The following is a 19,614-nucleotide window of genomic DNA, read 5'->3' on the forward strand; positions in this document are numbered from 1 at the left end:
TTTTGAACAAGTAAAGAGCCATCAAAAATGATGGCTCTTTTTTACATATTTAGGTTGCTTTACGCATACCTTTTAAAATAAGGCTTACGATGAAGATCAGCACGACAGCACCAATTAATGCTGGGAATACGTAAAAATTACTAACTCGCCAACCCCAGTTGCCAAGAACCATACTACCGATCCACGAACCGACAACCCCGGCAACAATATTTCCTATGATGCCGCCAGGTACATCTTTACCTAAAATCACGCCAGCTAACCAACCTAAAACTCCGCCGATGATTAAATACCAAATGAAGCTAATCATTTTTTTCATCTCCTTAAAATTAAGACATAATGGCGATTACTTAGTTATGCCCTGAAAGCAGTATATTACGCGTCTAGCTTCTTAGTAATTATTACAAATTCATAAAAAGGTTTTATCATTATTTAGTTTATGCTGATACCTCATTTTTGTGCAAAAAACATCTGTTAGTGTTTTCTTTAGGGAAGAATCTACAATTACACAAACACGAAATGGATTACTTAATAACAGTTGCACCTAATGTGTGCTCAAAGTGACGTAATGCCCATTCATGACCTGCAGCATCAAAACTTGCAACACCATCCGCATAAACAACTGTTGAAATGCTCAAATTATAAGCATCAACTGCTGTATGTAAAATACAAATATCAGTACAAACTCCAACTAAATGAATTTCTTTGATACCTCGCTCATTCAATAAAATCGATAAATTGGTTCCGGCAAATGCGCTATAGCGAGTTTTATCGAGCCACAAAACTTTATCTTTGTGAAGATTATACATTTCACCAACTTGCCCATATAAATGACGTCCTTCCGTACCGCGAATATTATGCGGAGGAAAAAGCTTTGTTTCAGGATGGAACGGGTCATCTTCCTCATGTAGATCATTCGCAAAAACAACAAATTCATTTTCAGCAATAAATTTTTGAATTAAGGATGAGATTTTTTTATCCAACATTTGACCGGGCTCACCACAAGTTAGTTTTCCATCAGAAGCAACAAAATCATACGTATAATCAATTACTAATAAAGCCTTTTTCAACCTTTTCACTCTCCTAATAGGTATAATCTCACCTTTATCATGCCATATTTGGGCCTGTTTGTCAGAAAAATGATTCAAATTTAATATTACGAATAGTTTGAAAATTGATTTTTCTGAGAGTATAATGTGAAAAAAAGGAGAGTGGTCTATATGAATATGACAGCTATGAAACGTTTAAATCGCCAAGGATTACTTATTGCAGGCTTACATCTGCTAGTATTGTTAAATTTAGCAGCGGATTTCATATTCTCCTCGTAATCTCTTAAAAAAATAGAAAGGTGAGTTAAATGCTTGTCCATTATTAAAAACAACCGTGAAGGCAAATTTGATTACATGTCCACGGTTGTTTTTTATTGTCTTTTGATAAAAAAACATAGGAGTGATTGCATGACCACTAGATTTGATCGAGCGTTTCATGAACTAGAGCATCCGTTTGCTTGGTTGGACTTTGATGCACTGGATCATAATATTTCAACCGTACACAACATGTGTGGAGAAAAAAATATTCGTATTGCTACGAAATCAGTCCGTTCTGTGGATATATTACGCTATTTACAAAAAAATCTACATAATGTGACGGGATTTATGACGTTTACAGCGGCGGAGACAATTTTTTTACTGCAACAACATTTTGATAATTTACTGCTAGGGTATCCAGTGATGGAAGAAGCTGCTGTTCGCCATTTACTACAATTTGTAAAGGCAGGGAAAACCGTCACTTTTATGGTGGATAAGCGGGAGCATGTTAAATTTTTAGCGGAGTTAGGGCAAGAGTTAGGTGTTCGTGTGCAGGTATGTATTGATATAAATGTATCCAATGATTTTAAGTTACTTTATTTTGGTACAAAACGCTCTTCGCTTCAATCACTTGAGTCATTAACACCATTCCTCGAATATATTAAAAATCAAGCATTTATTGAGGTAGTTGGAGCGATGGGCTATGAGGCTCAAATTGCAGGAGTTGGTAACCGTCCAGACAATGCTGTTAAAGGGAAACTTATTGAAGTAATGCAATTGCAAGCTAAAAAGCAAGTTACCCAGTTTCGTAGATTAGCAATTGCCCATATAAAAGCGTATTTTCCAAACTTGCACTTCGTGAATGGTGGTGGTTCTGGAAGTATGGCATACACGGCGCAACAAAAGGAAGTATCAGAAATTACGGTTGGCTCTGCATTTTATGCACCAGCTTTGTTTGATCAATTTACGCATTTACAGCTGGAAAAGGCAGCTGGATTTGCTTTAAGTGTAACAAGAAAGCCAGAAAAAAATATTGTTGTTTGTCATGGTGGTGGTTATCTAGCATCAGGGGCAATTAGTGCTGATCGTTTACCGGTATTCTATGAGCCGACCTTTTTCTCATATCTTAGTTTGGAAGGGGCAGGAGAAGTTCAAACACCCGTTAAGATAAAGCGTAAAAAAGTTAAGATAGGAGACACGCTTTATTTTCGACATGCGAAGGCTGGTGAACTTTGTGAAAGATTTCAGGAACTACATGGAATTAGAGGGGACAAGTATGTAGGAGCTTATAAAACCTATAGGGGGGATGGACAATGTTTTCTATAGATAAGTGGAAAAATGGTGAGAAGTGGACAAACTGGGCTGGCAATGTCATCTCTTATCCATCTGAGATGTATTTACCTCAGTCTATTGAAGAGGTGACAAATATCGTGAAGCATGCACGTGAATTAGGAAAAACGATTCGTGTTACGGGTGCAGCTCACTCCTTTAGCGCTGTGGCAATGCCTGAGCATATAGCACTTTCTTTACATAATATGCGTGGGCTCATAGCAGTGAATGAGGAGAAACAAGAGGCGACACTTTGGGCTGGAACGTATTTATATGAAATTGGTCCATTACTTGCGCAGCATGGCTTTGCCCTTATAAATATGGGAGATATTCAAGAGCAAACGATTGCTGGAGCAGTATCAACGGGGACCCATGGAACAGGTGTAACACTCGGTTCGTTATCATCAGCTGTAACTAGGTGGGCTTTTGTAGATGGTACAGGTACTTATAGGGAACATAAGAGGGGAGCGGATGATTTATCTGAAGCTTTGCATGTTTCACTAGGTTTGCTGGGTGTACTTGTAAAAGTAACAATTAAGGTGATCCCACTGTATAGCTTACATTATGTAAGCACAAGGGACACTTTAGAAAATGGACTGTCGATATTTGCTGAAGATATTCGACAAAATCGACATGTTGAATGGTTTTATTTCCCTAGTAGTGAAACAATTCAAGTGAAACGTATGAACGCCATAGCGCCTGTTTTTCAAAGTAGTTGGAGTAAGAGAATGGAAACATTGAAACTGCAAATAGTAGAGAACGGCGCTTTTTTTGCAATGTCCGAACTTTGTAAATGGAGGCCGGCGTTAAGTGGCGCTATGAGCAAATTAGCAGCAGCTAATGTAGTCGAGGGTGAGAAAAAGGGGATAAGCTACGAAATTTTTCCGTCCCCGCGTAGCGTAAAGTTCCAAGAAAGTGAATATGCTATTCCATTAACACAATTTGAGGCATGTATGGAGGAAATCCACGCAACTTTTAAAAGTGGTATGTTTAATGTGCATTTTCCGTTAGAATGTCGGACAGCAGCAGGTGAAGCGGGTTTTTTAAGTCCTACACAAGGACAAGAATCAGCATTTATTGCCTTTCATATGTATAAGGGAATGCAGGAAGAGCCTTATTTTGAATGGGTTCATACGATGATGAAGAAATATAAAGGACGACCGCATTGGGGTAAACTAAGTCATTTAACTGCTAACTATGTATATGAGCTATACCCGGATATCAAAAAATTTTTAGCGATTCGCAATCAAAACGATCCTGATCATGTGTTTTTGACAGGGTACTTAAGAAAATTATTTACATTGTAAGGACATAACATGCACATATTTTTGAAGTATTTGGAAATGTCGTTAATAGAGTATTGAAAAAATTAAAATTTGAATGAAATGTCAAAATATTCCCTAAAGCGAGAAAAAAGTGATACTTAATCAGCATGAAAACGATTTCAAATTTTGTATATTATTTAAATTGTTCAAACAATTCGAAAAATACTGTTGACTAGACCTTTTTTTCGTACTATGATAACAACAATTTAACACGTTCGTTAAAGTAGTTAGTAATCTTTTAAAAGATTAATATACGCAAAAACGAAATAGACAGAACATTTCGTATATAGCAACGAACAGAGCAATAAATGAGGGGCGTTTAAAATGAGAAGTGACATGATTAAAGTAGGCGTAGATCGTGCGCCACATCGAAGTCTTTTATATGCAACAGGCAAAGTAAAAGCGAAAGATTTAGGCAAGCCATTTATTGGGGTTTGTAATTCTTATATCGACATTATACCAGGTCACGTTCATTTACGTACATTTGCTGATGTTGTCAAAGAGGCCATTGTAGAAGCGGGTGGTATTCCATTCGAATTTAATACAATCGGTGTAGATGATGGTATTGCAATGGGGCACATTGGTATGCGTTACTCTTTACCGAGTCGTGAAATTATCGCAGACTCTGCGGAAACAGTTATTAATGCACACTGGTTCGATGGTGTATTCTACATTCCTAACTGTGACAAAATTACACCGGGAATGTTAATGGCAGCAGTTCGTACTAATGTACCGTCAATTTTCGTATCTGGTGGTCCTATGGAGGCTGGTACTTCTGCTACAGGCAAGCAACTTTCATTAACTTCCGTTTTTGAAGGTGTAGGAGCTCATAAATCTGGCAACATGTCTGCTGAAGAGCTTTTAGATATTGAAAACAATGCATGCCCAACATGTGGTTCATGTTCAGGTATGTTTACTGCCAACTCTATGAACTGCTTAATGGAAATGCTCGGAGTAGCTTTACCTGGTAATGGCACAATTGTAGCTACTTCTGAAGAGCGTCATAAGCTCATTAAAGAAGCAGCGAAACAATTAGTCCGAATGATTAAAGAGGATATCAAACCTCGTGACATTATTACTAAAGAAGCAATTGATGATGCATTTGCACTTGATATGGCGATGGGTGGTTCGACAAATACAGTCCTCCATACATTAGCAATCGCCAATGAAGCTGAAATCGATTATAACATTGAAGATATTAATAAAGTTGCAGAGCGTGTTCCATATCTAGCGAAAATAATGCCTGCTTCAGATATTTCAATGGATGATATTAATAAAGCAGGTGGCGTTAGTGCCATTATTAATGAATTAACATCTATTCCAGGTGCAATTCACCCTGATCGACCAACAGTTGCAGGGGTGACAATGGGTGAGCTTGTGAAGGATTATCAAATTACAGATGATAAAGTTATTCGTACAAAAGACAATCCGTATAGCCCAGTTGGTGGTTTATCGGTGTTATTTGGCAACATCGCACCAGATGGTTCTGTTATTAAAGTAGGAGCTGTAGACCCTTCTATTAAAGTATTCAGAGGCGAAGCAATCGTCTTTGATTCACAAGAGGCAGCGCAGGAGAATATTGATAACGGGACGGTTAAAGAGGGCCATGTAGTCGTCATTCGCTATGAAGGACCTAAAGGTGGCCCAGGGATGCCTGAAATGCTTGCTCCAACTTCTGCGATTCAAGGTCGAGGTCTTGGTACAAAGGTTGCGTTAATTACAGATGGACGCTTCTCAGGTGCATCTCGTGGTATTTCAATCGGACATATTTCACCAGAGGCAGCAGAAGGTGGTCCAATTGCTTTAGTAGAGAACGGTGACATTATCACAATTGATCTACCAAATCGTACTATTAATTTAGAAGTTTCAGATGAAGTATTCGCTGAACGTCGTGCAAAACTACCGGTATTTGAACCGAAAATTAAGCGCGGATGGCTAGCAAGATATTCAAAATTAGTAACAAACGCTTCTACAGGTGGCGTTATGAAAATTTAACTTCTTTCAGAAGTTAAAGCCTCCGGCGGATGTCATGGAATCGGAAAGGAGTTCTTTGTGCAAGCACAAAGCCGATTCCAGACGCAATTATGCCAAGGCACAATTGATAAAGATAAAGCGTTGATGAGGTTAAAGGTTCTAGAGCCTTGTATTTACCAGAGAGCCGGTCGTGCTGGAAGCCGGCGATACAACTAGATCCGACATCCCCTCTGAGTGGGCTATTAAACGCGTGTTCGCCATTAGATAGCTCCGGGCATAATCGAAAGTGCTCGTTATTAATGAATAAATAATTTTTGACACCGTATTGGATGCGAAGGATTTCGCATTGGTGCTTAAATGCTTATGTTTATTCACGAGGTAGCAATTATTTGCTATAAAAAAGGGTGGTACCATGAAAAGTCTTTTTCATCCCTACGTAAGGTAATTCTTTGCGTGTGGAGAAAAAGGCTTTTTATTTTTTTCAACGTTAAACACTTCACTGGTGTGCATTACCGAAGTGAAATGGAAGGATAAGAAGGAGGCATATTTGATGAGTACGAATGTTTCTATTAATGAGAAAGAAGAATTAGCAACAACAGCAAAAGCTGAACAAACCTATCAAGCGAAAGATGGTGCTGACGTATTAGTGCAAGCACTGCATGAACAAGGTGTTGAAATTATTTTTGGTTACCCTGGTGGAGCGGTGCTACCAATCTATGATGCAATGTATAAAAACCCGATTCGTCATATTTTAACTCGACATGAACAAGGTGCAATCCATGCAGCGGAAGGTTATGCACGTGTTTCCAATAAACCTGGTGTTGTAATAGCAACAAGTGGTCCTGGGGCAACAAACTTAGTAACGGGTATTGCTGATGCGATGATTGATTCCATCCCGTTAGTTGTATTTACAGGTCAAGTTTCAACAGCTGTCATCGGTACAGATGCTTTCCAAGAAGCCGACATTATGGGAATTACGACACCAATTACAAAGCACAATTATCAGGTGCAGGATGTTAATGATATCCCTCGTATTGTTAAAGAAGCTTTCCATATTGCAAGTACTGGTCGAAAAGGCCCTGTAGTAGTGGATTTCCCGAAAAACGTTTCTCAAATGTTATTCGATGTAGAGAATCCACCGCAGGCCCCGGATGAAATATATTTACCAGGTTATCAACCAACATACAAACCGAATTATTTACAGATTCAAAAAGCCATTCAGGCGATTTCATTGGCCAAAAATCCAGTCATTTTAGCAGGGGCTGGTGTACTCTTTGCGGATGCTAAAGAAGAGTTAACAACATTCGCTGAAAAATACCGAATTCCAGTAGCAAACACGTTGCTAGGGCTTGGTTCAATCCATGGGGAGCATGAACTCTTCATCGGTATGGCAGGAATGCATGGAACTGCAACAGCAAACATAGCGATTTCGAAATCTGATTTATTATTGAATATCGGAGCTCGCTTTGATGACCGTTTAACAGGTAATTTAGCAACATTTGCTCCAAATGCAACAATTATACACATCGATATTGATCCAGCGGAAATTGGAAAAAATGTTCCGACAGATATTCCAATCGTTGCAGATGCCAAAGAAGCATTAAAAGCATTATTGAAAAAAGACTTCGAGGGTCCAGAGACAACAGAATGGCTAGCATTTTTGAATAATCATGCAAAGGAATATCCATTATGGTACAGCAAAGAACCTGGGGACAAAGAAATTTTACCTCAGGAAGCTTTAGAGCTTGTGCATAAAATTACGGAAGGTGACGCAATTGTCACGACAGATGTTGGTCAGCATCAAATGTGGGCTGCGCAATATTACCGTTTAAACAATGATCATGGATGGGTAACGTCTGGTGGACTTGGTACGATGGGCTTCGGCTTCCCAGCTGCAATTGGCGCCCAGTTTGCGAAACCAGACAAAAAAGTTGTTTCTATTGTAGGTGATGCAGGATTCCAAATGACTGCGCAAGAACTTTCGATACTACAAGAGTTCAACTTACCGGTAAAAGTGGTGATTTTAAATAATAGCTGTTTAGGAATGGTACGCCAATGGCAAGAAACATTTTATGAGGAGCGTTATTCATCTTCACTTATGCCGATCCAACCGGATTTTGTTAAATTAGCTGATGCATATGGCCTCAAGGGCTATCGAATTAACACAATCGATGAAGCGGAAAGTATTTTCCGTGAGGCACTACTTTCTGATGAACCAGTGTTAATTGATTGTCGTGTTAAACAGCTTCAATGTGTTTACCCAATGGTGGCACCAGGCAAAGGCTTACAAGAAATGATTGGGGTGAAAGAGAATTGAAACGAGTAATTACCGTAACAGTGATTAACCAAAGCGGTGTCTTAAACCGTGTAACAGGCTTACTGATGAAGCGTCAATTTAATATTGAATCAATCACAGTTGGCCATACAGAACAGCCAAACTTTTCGAAAATGACTTTTGTTGTAAACGTTGAGGATGAGCGGAAAATTGAACAGCTTGTGAAACAATTATCAAAACAAATTGATGTGTTAAAGGTCAATGACATTACAGATAAATCAATCGTGCTACGTGAGTTAGCACTTGTGAAGGTCATTTCACCACCAAACCTACGACTGGAAATGAATTCAATTGTTGAACCATTCCGTCCACAAATTATTGATACAGCGAAAAACGTTGTCACCTATCAAGTAGTAGGAGATCCAGATAAGATCGATGCCTTTATTGAACTAATTCGACCTTATGGTATTAAAGAATTAACGCGTACGGGGGCTACGGCATCTGTTCGTGAAACGCAAAAAATCTCAAATACGCAGCTCTCTATTTTAAAATAGTTTGCATATAAAATTGACAGCTTTGGATGCATAGCTCTTAGGGCTTACGTGCATTTGAAGTAAAAAAACAAACCCAATATTAGGAGGAAACAAATTATGGCTACTATGTACTATGAACAAAACATCAACGAGGAAGTATTAAAGGGGAAAAAAATCGCAATCATCGGTTATGGTTCACAAGGTCACGCACATGCATTAAACCTTAAAGAATCAGGTTTCGATGTAGTAGTAGGAGTTCGCCCAGGCGGATCATTCGATGCCGCAAAAGCGGATGGAATAGATGTAAAAACTGTTGCAGAAGCAGCACAAGAAGCAGATGTTATCCAAATTTTACTTCCAGATGAGCGTCAAAAAGCTGTTTATGAGGCGGAAATTGCTCCTCATCTTGAAGCAGGTAAAGCACTTATGTTTGCACACGGCTTCAATATTCATTTCGGTCAAATTACACCACCAGCAGATGTGGACGTATTCCTAGTTGCTCCGAAAGGTCCAGGACATTTAGTTCGTCGTCAATTCCAAGAGGGTGCTGGTGTACCAGGATTATTCGCAATTCATCAAGATGCAACTGGTCAAGCAAAAGATTTAGCGCTTGCTTACGGTAAAGGAATCGGTGCAGCTCGTGGTGGTTTACTTGAAACAACATTTAAAGAAGAAACGGAAACGGATTTATTCGGTGAGCAAGCTGTACTTTGTGGCGGTGCTACACAATTAGTAAGAGCAGGTTTTGAAACTTTAGTGGAAGCAGGCTACCAACCAGAGTTAGCATACTTTGAAACACTTCACGAACTTAAATTAATTGTTGACCTAATGTTTGAAGGTGGTATGGCAACAATGCGTTATTCAGTATCAGATACAGCTGAGTGGGGTGACTATGTTGCAGGACCACGCATCATCGATGACTCAGTTAAAGCACGTATGAAAGATGTATTAACTGATATTCAAGATGGTACATTTGCTCGCCGTTGGATTCAAGAAAACGAAAACGGACGTCCAGAATATACAAAATTCAAAGAAGCTGGTGCAAACCATCAAATCGAAGAAGTTGGTGCTAAATTACGTGCTATGATGCCATTCATCAACGAAGGTAAAGAAAAAGTTGTAAGAGAAGTGGCTGCAAGTGCGAAAAATTGATATTTTCGATACAACCCTTCGCGATGGCGAACAATCTGCTGGTATTAATCTTAACACAGCAGAGAAGATTGAAATCGCCAAGCAACTAGAGCGCCTAGGAGTGACAATTATTGAAGCAGGTTTTCCTGCTTCGTCACCCGGTGACTTTGAGGCGGTAAATCGTATTGCAGGAACAGTCAAAAACTCAATCGTAACAGGCTTAGCCCGCTGTGTACAAACGGATATCGATACAACGTGGGAAGCGATTAAAGTGGCCGAACAGCCACATATTCATATTTTCCTAGCAACTTCCCCAATTCATATGGAATACAAGCTGAAAAAGTCACCTGATCAAGTGGTAGAACAAGCGGTGGAAGCCGTCAAATATGCAAAAAAATTCTTTCCACTTGTACAATGGTCTGCAGAGGATGCATTCCGCTCAGATCGTGAATTTTTAGTACGTATTATGAATGATGTTGTTGCGGCAGGTGCAACAACCATTAATGTACCTGACACAGTAGGATATGCATCGCCACAAGAATATGGTGCATTATTTAAATTCCTACTTGAAAACGTAAAAGGTGCTGACAAGGTAAAATTCTCTGCACATTGCCATGATGATTTAGGGATGGCAACCGCTAATACAATTGCTGCCATAGAAAATGGTGCCTCACAAGTAGAAGGGACGATTAACGGTATCGGGGAGCGAGCAGGAAATGTTGCGCTTGAAGAAATCGCAGTGGCCCTTCATATCCGTAAAGATATATATCCTGTAGAAACAGGTATTCATTTACAAGAAATTAAGCGTACATCTCAATTAGTAAGTAAGCTTACAAATGTAGTTATTCAGCCGAATAAAGCTATTGTTGGTAAAAATGCATTTGCACACGAATCAGGTATTCACCAAGATGGTGTGTTAAAAAATCCTGAAACGTATGAGATTATTACACCTGCCCTTATTGGTGAAGGGGATGTGCCACTCGTTCTAGGTAAACACTCAGGACGCGCAGCATTCCGTGACCGAGCAGAATCAATGGGCTTCAACCTTTCGGATGAAAAATTAAATAAAGCTTTTACTGAATTTAAAAAGCTTGCAGATCGTAAAAAAGAAATTACAGAAGAAGATTTGCTAACTCTTCTGACAGAGCAGCAAGTTCAATTAGAAGATGTGCCACTCTACGAACTAAAGATGGTACAGGTGCAATATGGTACAGAGAATATACCAACAGCTACCGCGATTGTTTTAACACCAGAAGGTCTTGAGAAGACCGTTGTGGCAACAGGTTCTGGCTCGGTGGAAGCCATTTTCAATACGCTTGAACAACTTGTACAAGGAGACATCCATGTAATCGATTATCGAGTGAAGTCTGTTGGTAAAGGAAGAGATGCACTAGGTGAAGCCGTTATTAATATTCGATATGACGGTATTTCAACAACCGGACGAAACTCATCTCAGGATGTTTTAGAAGCATCTGCAAAGGCTTATTTAAATGCCATCAATCGTCATTTGATTCAAGCAAGCCTTCGTGCACAGCCTGTAAGTTAATGGATCTTCGGTTCTGTACATGTCACAGATTTTGCTAGAACATTCCAAACGCAATGATGTCAAGTCGTAATATTGATGACCTCACCTATTCCTATAGGTGAGAGTCTTACTAAAATAGCGTAATTTTACGTTATACAAAGAAAGGTGTTTTGACGATGGAGAAAAAAATTACAGTACTTCCTGGTGACGGAATCGGACCAGAGGTTGTTGCTTCTGCTGTACGTGTATTACAGGTTATTGGTAAGCGATTCAACCATACATTCCATTTAGGTTATGCAACAATCGGAGGCGCTGCCATCGACCAACACAATAATCCACTACCAGATGAAACAATAGAGATGTGTGAAAATAGTGACGCAGTTTTACTTGGAGCTGTTGGTGGTCCGAAATGGGATAATAATCCGCCTGAATTACGTCCAGAAAAAGGATTATTACGTATTCGCAAACACTTCGACCTATTCGCAAATCTACGTCCAGTAAAGGCGTTCCCGAGTTTACTAGATGCTTCACCATTAAAGCGTGAAGTAGCCGAAAACGTCGATTTAATGATTGTACGTGAATTAACAGGCGGCGTATACTTCGGGGAACCACGTATGCGTACTGAGAATGGCGCGATTGATACAACTGTTTACTCAATTGCAGAAGTTGAACGTATTGTTGAAAATGCCTTTGAATTAGCACGTTTACGTGGAGGCAAATTATGCTCTGTTGATAAAGCAAATGTTCTAGAAACAAGTCGTTTATGGCGAGAAGTTGTAGAAGCGAAGAAAAAAGAATATCCAGATGTGCAAGTGGAACACAATTTAGTAGACTCAGTTGCTATGAAATTAATTACAAATCCTAGTCATTATGATGTAGTCGTTACAGAAAATATGTTTGGAGATATTTTAAGTGATGAAGCATCTGTTATTACAGGCTCTTTAGGTGTATTACCATCTGCGTCTATCCGCGGCGATAATTTTGGTCTATATGAACCAGTACATGGCTCAGCACCAGAAATTGCAGGGCAAGGTGTTGCTAATCCAGCGGCAACAATCCTGTCAGTTGCCATGATGCTACAATACTCATTTGGCTTAAAAGAAGAGGCTGCAGAAATAGAACGTGCTGTAAGTGCGGTATTTGATGATGGTTACTTCACAGCAGATTTAGCACGTGATGGCAGTCGTATACTATCGACGAATGAATGGACAGATAAAATCATTAATGAGATTGATACAAGCTTTGTTTCAGAAAGTATTATGACAACATACATTTAAGAAATAGGTGAAGATAATGGGTAAAAATATAATTGAAAAGATTTGGGATAAACACGTTGTTTATCAGGAAGAGGGCAAACCGGACCTGTTATATATTGATCTCCATTTAATTCATGAGGTAACGTCTCCGCAAGCCTTTGAAGGTCTACGAATGAACGGGCGTCAAGTACGTCGCCCAGATTTAAGCTTTGCGACGATGGATCATAACGTACCTACCAAAAATCTTCCAACGATTCATGATCCAATCGCACGTAACCAAATTGAAACGTTAGCTAAAAACGCTGAAGAATTTGGGGTTGAGCTTGCGGGAATGGGGCATCCTGACCAAGGAATTGTACATGTAATTGGGCCAGAGCTAGGTTTAACTCAGCCTGGTAAAACAATTGTCTGTGGTGACTCCCATACGTCTACACATGGTGCGTTTGGAGCGATTGCCTTCGGTATTGGGACATCTGAGGTAGAACATGTATTGTCAACACAAACGCTGTGGCAAAATAAGCCGAAAACGATGGAAATTCGTGTAGAAGGTGAGCTTCCGGTAGGTGTAGCTGCAAAAGATATTATTTTAGCGATTATTTCGAAATTTGGTATCAGTGTCGGTACAGGACATATTGTGGAATTCACTGGAGAGGCTATCCACAAGCTTTCTATGGAAGAACGGATGACAATATGCAACATGTCGATTGAAGCAGGGGCAAAAGCAGGTCTAATTTCGCCTGACCAAACGACTGTTGACTATATTCGCGGACGCAAACATGCACCACAAGGAGAAAAATTTGAAGAAGCAGCAGAGTATTGGTTAAGCTTAGCATCGGATGAAGATGCAACTTATGATACGGTTCGAATAATTCAAGCAGAAGAAATTGAACCAATCATCACTTGGGGAACGAATCCGTCAATGGGTTCAGGTGTTTCAAGTCATGTTCCAACACAGGCAGATTATGAGGATGAGTCAGATAAAGCTGCCCTTCGCAAAGCACTTGCCTACATGGGCTTAGAGGAAGGTCAACCATTAACTTCAATCGATATTCAACACGTATTTATCGGTTCTTGCACAAATTCTCGTATCAGTGATTTACGTGCAGCTGCAGATGTTATTAAAGGGCGTAAGGTCAATGAAAATGTAACAGCGATCGTTGTACCAGGATCATATTCGACGAAACAACAAGCAGAAGCAGAAGGATTAGATAAAATCTTTACAGATGCCGGCTTTGAATGGCGTGAAACAGGTTGCTCAATGTGTCTAGCAATGAATGATGATGTAGTACCAGCGGGCGAACGCTGTGCATCAACATCAAACCGTAACTTCGAAGGACGCCAAGGAGCTGGTTCTCGTACACACTTAGTATCACCGCCAATGGCAGCAGCGGCAGCAATTGCTGGTCACTTTGTGGATGTTCGAGAATTCGTAAAGGAAACTGTGTAATTGCCATTTACACGGAAGGGATGATTGCATATGGAACCAATTAATATCGTAAATAGTGTGATAACACCACTTGATCGTAAAAATGTCGATACAGACCAAATTATTTCGAAAGAGTTTTTAAAGCGTATTGAACGTACAGGGTTTGGCCAGTTTTTGTTTTATCATTGGCGCTTCGATGCGGATGGCAATGAGATAAAGGATTTTGTCTTAAACAAACCTGAATTTAAAGATTCCAAAATTTTAGTAGCTCAAGATAACTTCGGCTGTGGTTCTTCACGTGAACATGCACCGTGGGCAATCTTAGATTATGGCTTCAATGTAGTCATTGCACCATCATTCGCAGATATTTTCCATAATAACTGCTTCAAAAATGGGATCCTACCCATCAAACTAACTGAAGCAGAGTGTGATGAAATTTTAGCGAAAGGCTTAGAAAATCCGTACACGATGGAAGTCAATCTCGAAGCACAAACAGTAACGGGTGAAGATGGTACAGTGTATAATTTCAGCATCGATCCTTACTATAAGGAAACATTGCTAAATGGTTGGGATGAAATTGCTTTAACCTTTAAATACGAAGAACAAATTGCTGCTTACGAAGCAGAACGTGTTGCATATTAATGGATCAAGGGATTTACTTTTGACTGAAGACAAATTTGTTGTCTTCAGTTTTTTTATTGCATAAAGAAAGGGTTGTTCGGGTTAGAGTGGGAAATGATCAGGAAGTAGAAAGAACTGCTGGGGCTAGAGTAGAAATGACCAGGTAGTGAAAAAAACTCATTGACTTGGTGAATGATTAGTCCTTACCACTTTACATAATAAAAATATAGCATTAGATATTGTGATTTGTTGATTATTTTTTAAAAAACATAACGAATTGAGGCAATATTTTGATAATATGTAAACAGAGATATGATAAATAATGGGAATGTTCTATATTTATCGAAAAAAGTGGAAGTGAGCTCTTACTAAATATAAGGGGCGGAACGATCTTGGCAAACCTTCGAAAATACAGCTTATTAATTGGGGGCTTAGGTTTTTCTAAATTAGGGGACTGGATTTACCTTGTAGCGCTAAATTTATTTATATGGCATTTAACACAATCGCCTGCAGCGATGGCTGGAATCTTTATTGTCGGACCAATTGCAAGAGTTTTAACAAGTTTGGTAGCTGGTTCGTTCATTGATCGTATGAATAAACGCAAGTTGATGATGACAGCGGATATTATACGAGGGTTTATTGTTTTTTGTATGCCGTTTATGGAATCTATTTGGCTTATTTATACGCTGTTATTTTTAGCGAATATAGCGAGTAGTTTCTTTGGACCTAGTAGTACATTTTATATTACAAAATTTGTTCCCTCAGAAGATAGACAACGTTTTAACGCAATACTTGGCACGTTCAATTCAGGCTCGTTTTTACTAGGTCCAGCATTAGCAGGATTATTCATCATGCTTTTTAATACGACAGTGACGATTTGGTTCAATAGCTTTACATTTTTTATTTGTGCTATGATCATTTACTTTTTACCAGATGTAGATAACGTGGAAGAAACTTCACAACAACGAATTACCTGGCAACTATTAAAAAGTGATTACCTAGCAGTACTAGCTTTCATTCGACAAAATTCATTATTTATTACGATTTATTTACTGTTTCAAAGTACGTTAATGATTGCATTTGCCCTAGATTCTCAAGAAACAACATTTATAAAACAAGATTTAGCTTTATCCGATAGCTTATACGGAACCTTTGTGAGTAGTGCAGGAGCCGGAGCAATTATAGGTGGAATGGTTGCTGCAAGTTTCGCCAAAAAATCGTCCACTCGATCATATATAGCCTTTGGTTTGTTCCTGACAATGCTGTTTTACACAGCTTTTTATGCTTCGACATCGAGTATTTTGGCTTTTGTAAGTTTAGTTTTTCTAGGCTTTTTTATGGCATTTAGTAATTCTGGTTATGAAACGTTTTATCAGCAATATGTACCGACTGACATAATGGGGAGATTTGGTAGTTTTTCTACTATATTTCAAAATATATTACAAATTTCCTTTACGTTATTATTGGGTCTGTTTGCAGAACTATTTACGCTTCAAATGACTGCAATGATTTTCGGTATTATTAGTATTTTATTCTCAGTTTCACTGTATTTTGTTCTATATTCCCCAAAAAACAATATTGGTTTAAAGGAGGAAAAAGTATGATTAGCTATTCAGTTCATTGTATTTTTTGTAAAAAAACATTTGAAGTGGTAGAAGGGTCAAAGAAATATAGACTGTATAAACAAAATATGGAGGGGAAATTTTCCTGTGAAGATTGTGATAGAAAAATTGAATTGGAGTCAAGGAAAGGATTGTTAGGAAAACTTTAATTGAAAATTAAAAACGCTCGCGTTACTCCATAATTTTCAAATGTAAATGACCTGTCTTTCTATTGTTTTCTCAGTTAAAATGGAAAAATAAGATGGAAGGTAGGTCATAAAATGATTACAGTTATAGGAAGCATAAATATGGATTTAGTTGTACAAATGGGGACTTTTCCAAAGCAGGGAGAAACTATACTCGGGAAAGAGTTTCAAACAATTCCAGGAGGGAAAGGGGCTAATCAGGCCATTGCTGCGGCACGTCTTGGTAGTGAAGTTGCAATGATAGGGTGTGTGGGCTCCGATAGTTTTGGTGAAACATTGCGCAAGGTTTTACAGCAAGAGAATGTTCAAACTGAAGCTATTTCGAGTGTATCGGCACCTACTGGGATTGCTAATATTTTAATCTACAATAACGATAACCGCATCATAGTAGTGCCTGGGGCAAATTATGAATTAAGGCCTGCACATTTAGAGGCAGCGAAAGAAATTATTCAAAAAAGCCAGTTGGTCATTATGCAGTTAGAAATCCCAAAGGAAACGACCGCTTATGCAATAAAACTTTGTAAAGAAGCCAATGTCCCTGTTTTATTAAATCCAGCTCCAGCAGCTAATTTCGATGTGCAATGGATGGAGGATATTACTTATATCACACCAAATGAAACGGAGTGTGCCGAAATTTTTGGTGAAGATATTGAGCGAGTAGTAGAAAAATATCCTAATAAAATGATTATTACGCTAGGTAGTGATGGTGCACGCTATTTTGATGGTGAATATCCTATTCATGTACCGGGCTATATGACGAAAGCAGTAGATACAACAGGTGCAGGCGATACGTTTAACGGTGCATTAGCTTATGCTTTAGTAGAAGGACAATCATTGGATCAGGCAGTATATTTTGCAAATATAGCTGCTTCATTATCAGTGGAGAAATTCGGTGCGCAAGGTGGAATGCCAAATCTTGGAGCAGTTTATGCACGTTTGACTGGTGTTGAAGAATAATGGGAACACAACTCACTTTACAAAAATATTATTTCTTTTAGTCTGAATGAGTAATATTATCTGCGGTAGTTTGGTGAAATGCATAAGAGTTATTACCTATTTATGGCGATGTTATTTGAGTATATTATCCTTTTTTGTCGTTAATTCTTAGTACTATGTATTAATAAGGGAATATTTTCATTTATAATAACTTTAGATACATACGAAAAGAGGTTTCGAGGATGACAAATATTGATAATGTGCCGACCGAATTTACAGCCTCAGCGAATAATATTTTGCCACAGCTTGTTGATCATTTGCGACAATTACATGGCATTATTTTGCAAAATACATATGTGAAAGATACAGCCAAACACTTAAATCGTATCATTCAAGATGCTAACAATGAAACGATGATTCTAATTGTTGGGAAAGAGCGTGTTGGAAAAACAACACTTGTGAATGGATTGTTAGGCCGTCAAGTTTTACCTATTAGTGATCAGCATCCAACAGGGGTAAATACATTTTTGCGATACGGTGAACATGAAGAAATAAAGGCGTATTTTTTGGATGGTGTTGTAGCAATTTTCGATATGAGCAAGCTAGAATTATTGACAACTAGCGATACTTTTGCATCTCAAATACTTCGAGAACATTTAGATTACCTAGAAGTATATTTGAAAAATGATTTATTAAAATCAGTGACAATTATTGATTCTGTTTCATTGGAAGCCGGGGGAGGAGAAATGGCCTACTTCCCAGAAGCATTAATGAATCGTGTTGATGAAATTTTTTGGGTATTACGCTCCGGTTCGATGGCTATTTATCCTGAAATATTATTAATGGAAACGCTAAAAAACAAAGGTGTTGAACCTCTGTGTGTCATCAATGCCATTGATTCAAATGACAATACAAAGGAGTTTATCAAAGCTGAGAGAGAGCGTTTCGGACATTTAATCAGTGATTTTGTAGCTATATCAGCTAGAGAAGCGATTGAAGCTAAACAGTCTAATAGTGATGAACTTTGGCAAAAAAGTCAGTATGAGCAATTAATAGCTGAAATTCATCGAGTTGCAGAAAATAGTGATAAGAAAACGTATGGCATTTTAATTCGCTTCTTGCAGTGGCTCGAACGATTCCGCTTCGAATTAACTGTTATTCCACAAAGAGATCCATTCCAATCTGCAGTTGAGAACATTGAAAAGTATACAGGCGATTCACAATACGAATTTTCACGCTATCAACGTGATTTAGCAATTGTGACTGAATATGAACAAGAATACGAGCAGGCTGCCAATGTATTTAAAAATGTTCAAACATTATATCAACTTTTACAAACTATTTCACAAAATGATTATATGCAGGATGAAATTGTGGAAAGTTTTACAGAAAAGGCCGTTTTTTATCAACAGATGTTACGAGAGTATCGTAATATGCATAGCGAATATATGCGTGAGTATGATCGATTGGACGCTCAACATAAAAAAATTCATGGAAAAGGACTTATGAAGGCTATCTTTGGTCAGCATACACAAAATGGATTTTTCAAGGAACGTGTGAACAAGTTAAATGAGCAGCAAGTTGTTTGTATTGCACAATTTGAGAAAGTACAAGAAGCAGAGGCAATAATGCTTCAGTCCATTCATTCGACACAAAACTATCTTATGGAGTTAACGAAAAATCGATTGGTACGTATTGAGCAAAAAGTCCATGAGCTAAATCAACAACGTTTAAAAGAAAAGCGCCAATTAAAGTTATACGCAAATAAATTAAACGAATTTTCTTGTTTAGTTGAGGCGCAGGGCTATATTAAAGACAATATTCAACCATTTTTTATGGACGAACAAATGCCGCTGAAAGAAAAAGATATTGAAATGCTAAAAGAAACGATTAACAGTATCATAAGCATTGACCTGACGAATAATGGTCTACTTGCACGTAGTCAGATGAACAATAAAATGGAAAGTAGTGCGATTCCTTTTGATGTTCAGAAAAGATATCCATTACATACGTTAGCTTTAGCAGAAATAGATGTGAAATCAAACGATATACCAGAAATTCCAAAAAAATTGGATATTCAATATGAAGCATAGACGATCAATCTTGCCTCAATTTGTGCAAGTACAAAGCTGATTCGTTGGCATCCGCCTTAGGACATTTAGAGGCAGATTT

The 19,614-nt window shown here is 38.4% G+C and carries 15 protein-coding genes; 13 read left to right on the forward strand and 2 right to left on the reverse strand.

From position 1 onward, the window contains the following. Positions 1-49: 49 nt before the first annotated feature. Together MOK21_RS10165 and MOK21_RS10170 are read right to left on the reverse strand one after the other, a co-directional pair. Complete coding sequence (locus MOK21_RS10165) at positions 50-307, reverse strand: GlsB/YeaQ/YmgE family stress response membrane protein (RefSeq protein WP_079562065.1); 258 nt, start codon at positions 305-307, stop codon at positions 50-52. 214 nt (positions 308-521) lie between these two features. Then, positions 522-1,067: a cysteine hydrolase family protein gene (locus tag MOK21_RS10170; protein WP_249073815.1), complete on the reverse strand. Its 546-nt coding sequence runs from the start codon at positions 1,065-1,067 to the stop codon at positions 522-524. A 387-nt stretch (positions 1,068-1,454) separates the two neighbouring features. Between MOK21_RS10170 and MOK21_RS10175 the strand changes: the two genes are divergently transcribed. From MOK21_RS10175 to MOK21_RS10235, 13 genes are all read left to right on the forward strand, one after another. Continuing rightward, complete coding sequence (locus MOK21_RS10175) at positions 1,455-2,630, forward strand: amino acid deaminase/aldolase (RefSeq protein WP_249073816.1); 1,176 nt, start codon at positions 1,455-1,457, stop codon at positions 2,628-2,630. After that, positions 2,618-3,940 carry a D-arabinono-1,4-lactone oxidase gene (locus MOK21_RS10180; protein WP_249073817.1) on the forward strand — a complete coding sequence of 441 codons (1,323 nt, stop codon included), beginning with the start codon at positions 2,618-2,620 and terminating at the stop codon, positions 3,938-3,940. Before MOK21_RS10175 ends, MOK21_RS10180 begins: the two co-directional genes overlap by 13 nt. Before the next feature lie 342 nt (positions 3,941-4,282). Continuing rightward, positions 4,283-5,953 carry a dihydroxy-acid dehydratase gene (ilvD, locus tag MOK21_RS10185; RefSeq protein ID WP_249073818.1) on the forward strand — a complete coding sequence of 557 codons (1,671 nt, stop codon included), beginning with the start codon at positions 4,283-4,285 and terminating at the stop codon, positions 5,951-5,953. A 529-nt stretch (positions 5,954-6,482) separates the two neighbouring features. Next, positions 6,483-8,249, forward strand: a complete 1,767-nt coding sequence (gene ilvB, locus MOK21_RS10190; RefSeq protein WP_249073819.1) for a biosynthetic-type acetolactate synthase large subunit — start codon at positions 6,483-6,485, stop codon at positions 8,247-8,249. After that, positions 8,246-8,761 (forward strand): acetolactate synthase small subunit, encoded by a 516-nt coding sequence (gene ilvN, locus MOK21_RS10195; protein ID WP_049664470.1) that lies wholly within the window; start codon positions 8,246-8,248, stop codon positions 8,759-8,761. Before ilvB ends, ilvN begins: the two co-directional genes overlap by 4 nt. 96 nt (positions 8,762-8,857) lie before the next feature. Next, on the forward strand, positions 8,858-9,892 hold the full coding sequence (ilvC, locus tag MOK21_RS10200; protein WP_100543809.1) for a ketol-acid reductoisomerase: 1,035 nt from the start codon (positions 8,858-8,860) through the stop codon (positions 9,890-9,892). Next, positions 9,879-11,417 (forward strand): 2-isopropylmalate synthase, encoded by a 1,539-nt coding sequence (locus MOK21_RS10205; RefSeq protein ID WP_249073820.1) that lies wholly within the window; start codon positions 9,879-9,881, stop codon positions 11,415-11,417. Before ilvC ends, MOK21_RS10205 begins: the two co-directional genes overlap by 14 nt. Before the next feature lie 155 nt (positions 11,418-11,572). Further along, positions 11,573-12,673 (forward strand): 3-isopropylmalate dehydrogenase, encoded by a 1,101-nt coding sequence (leuB, locus tag MOK21_RS10210; protein WP_249073821.1) that lies wholly within the window; start codon positions 11,573-11,575, stop codon positions 12,671-12,673. 16 nt (positions 12,674-12,689) lie between these two features. Further along, positions 12,690-14,099, forward strand: a complete 1,410-nt coding sequence (leuC, locus tag MOK21_RS10215; RefSeq protein ID WP_249073822.1) for a 3-isopropylmalate dehydratase large subunit — start codon at positions 12,690-12,692, stop codon at positions 14,097-14,099. A 30-nt stretch (positions 14,100-14,129) separates the two neighbouring features. Continuing rightward, positions 14,130-14,720, forward strand: coding sequence for a 3-isopropylmalate dehydratase small subunit (gene leuD / locus MOK21_RS10220; RefSeq protein ID WP_249073825.1), 591 nt, complete (start codon positions 14,130-14,132; stop codon positions 14,718-14,720). 371 nt (positions 14,721-15,091) lie between these two features. Further along, positions 15,092-16,303 carry an MFS transporter gene (locus MOK21_RS10225; protein WP_249073827.1) on the forward strand — a complete coding sequence of 404 codons (1,212 nt, stop codon included), beginning with the start codon at positions 15,092-15,094 and terminating at the stop codon, positions 16,301-16,303. 278 nt (positions 16,304-16,581) lie between these two features. Then, positions 16,582-17,463 (forward strand): ribokinase, encoded by an 882-nt coding sequence (rbsK, locus tag MOK21_RS10230; protein WP_249073829.1) that lies wholly within the window; start codon positions 16,582-16,584, stop codon positions 17,461-17,463. 221 nt (positions 17,464-17,684) lie between these two features. Continuing rightward, positions 17,685-19,535: a dynamin family protein gene (locus MOK21_RS10235; RefSeq protein ID WP_249073831.1), complete on the forward strand. Its 1,851-nt coding sequence runs from the start codon at positions 17,685-17,687 to the stop codon at positions 19,533-19,535. Positions 19,536-19,614 lie beyond the last annotated feature (79 nt).

The sequence above is a fragment of the Lysinibacillus sp. BPa_S21 genome (assembly GCF_023337795.1).
Taxonomy (GTDB): domain Bacteria; phylum Bacillota; class Bacilli; order Bacillales_A; family Planococcaceae; genus Lysinibacillus.

Excerpts from the sequence above, each read along its gene's own strand:
- leuC (WP_249073822.1), top strand. The coding sequence starts at position 12,690 with ATGGGTAAAAATATAATTGAAAAGATTTGGGATAAACACGTTGTTTAT.
- ilvB (WP_249073819.1), top strand. The coding sequence starts at position 6,483 with ATGAGTACGAATGTTTCTATTAATGAGAAAGAAGAATTAGCAACAACA.
- ilvC (WP_100543809.1), top strand. The coding sequence starts at position 8,858 with ATGGCTACTATGTACTATGAACAAAACATCAACGAGGAAGTATTAAAG.
- MOK21_RS10165 (WP_079562065.1), bottom strand. The coding sequence starts at position 307 with ATGATTAGCTTCATTTGGTATTTAATCATCGGCGGAGTTTTAGGTTGG.
- MOK21_RS10235 (WP_249073831.1), top strand. The coding sequence starts at position 17,685 with ATGACAAATATTGATAATGTGCCGACCGAATTTACAGCCTCAGCGAAT.
- rbsK (WP_249073829.1), top strand. The coding sequence starts at position 16,582 with ATGATTACAGTTATAGGAAGCATAAATATGGATTTAGTTGTACAAATG.
- leuD (WP_249073825.1), top strand. The coding sequence starts at position 14,130 with ATGGAACCAATTAATATCGTAAATAGTGTGATAACACCACTTGATCGT.
- ilvD (WP_249073818.1), top strand. The coding sequence starts at position 4,283 with ATGAGAAGTGACATGATTAAAGTAGGCGTAGATCGTGCGCCACATCGA.
- MOK21_RS10175 (WP_249073816.1), top strand. The coding sequence starts at position 1,455 with ATGACCACTAGATTTGATCGAGCGTTTCATGAACTAGAGCATCCGTTT.
- MOK21_RS10180 (WP_249073817.1), top strand. The coding sequence starts at position 2,618 with ATGTTTTCTATAGATAAGTGGAAAAATGGTGAGAAGTGGACAAACTGG.
- leuB (WP_249073821.1), top strand. The coding sequence starts at position 11,573 with ATGGAGAAAAAAATTACAGTACTTCCTGGTGACGGAATCGGACCAGAG.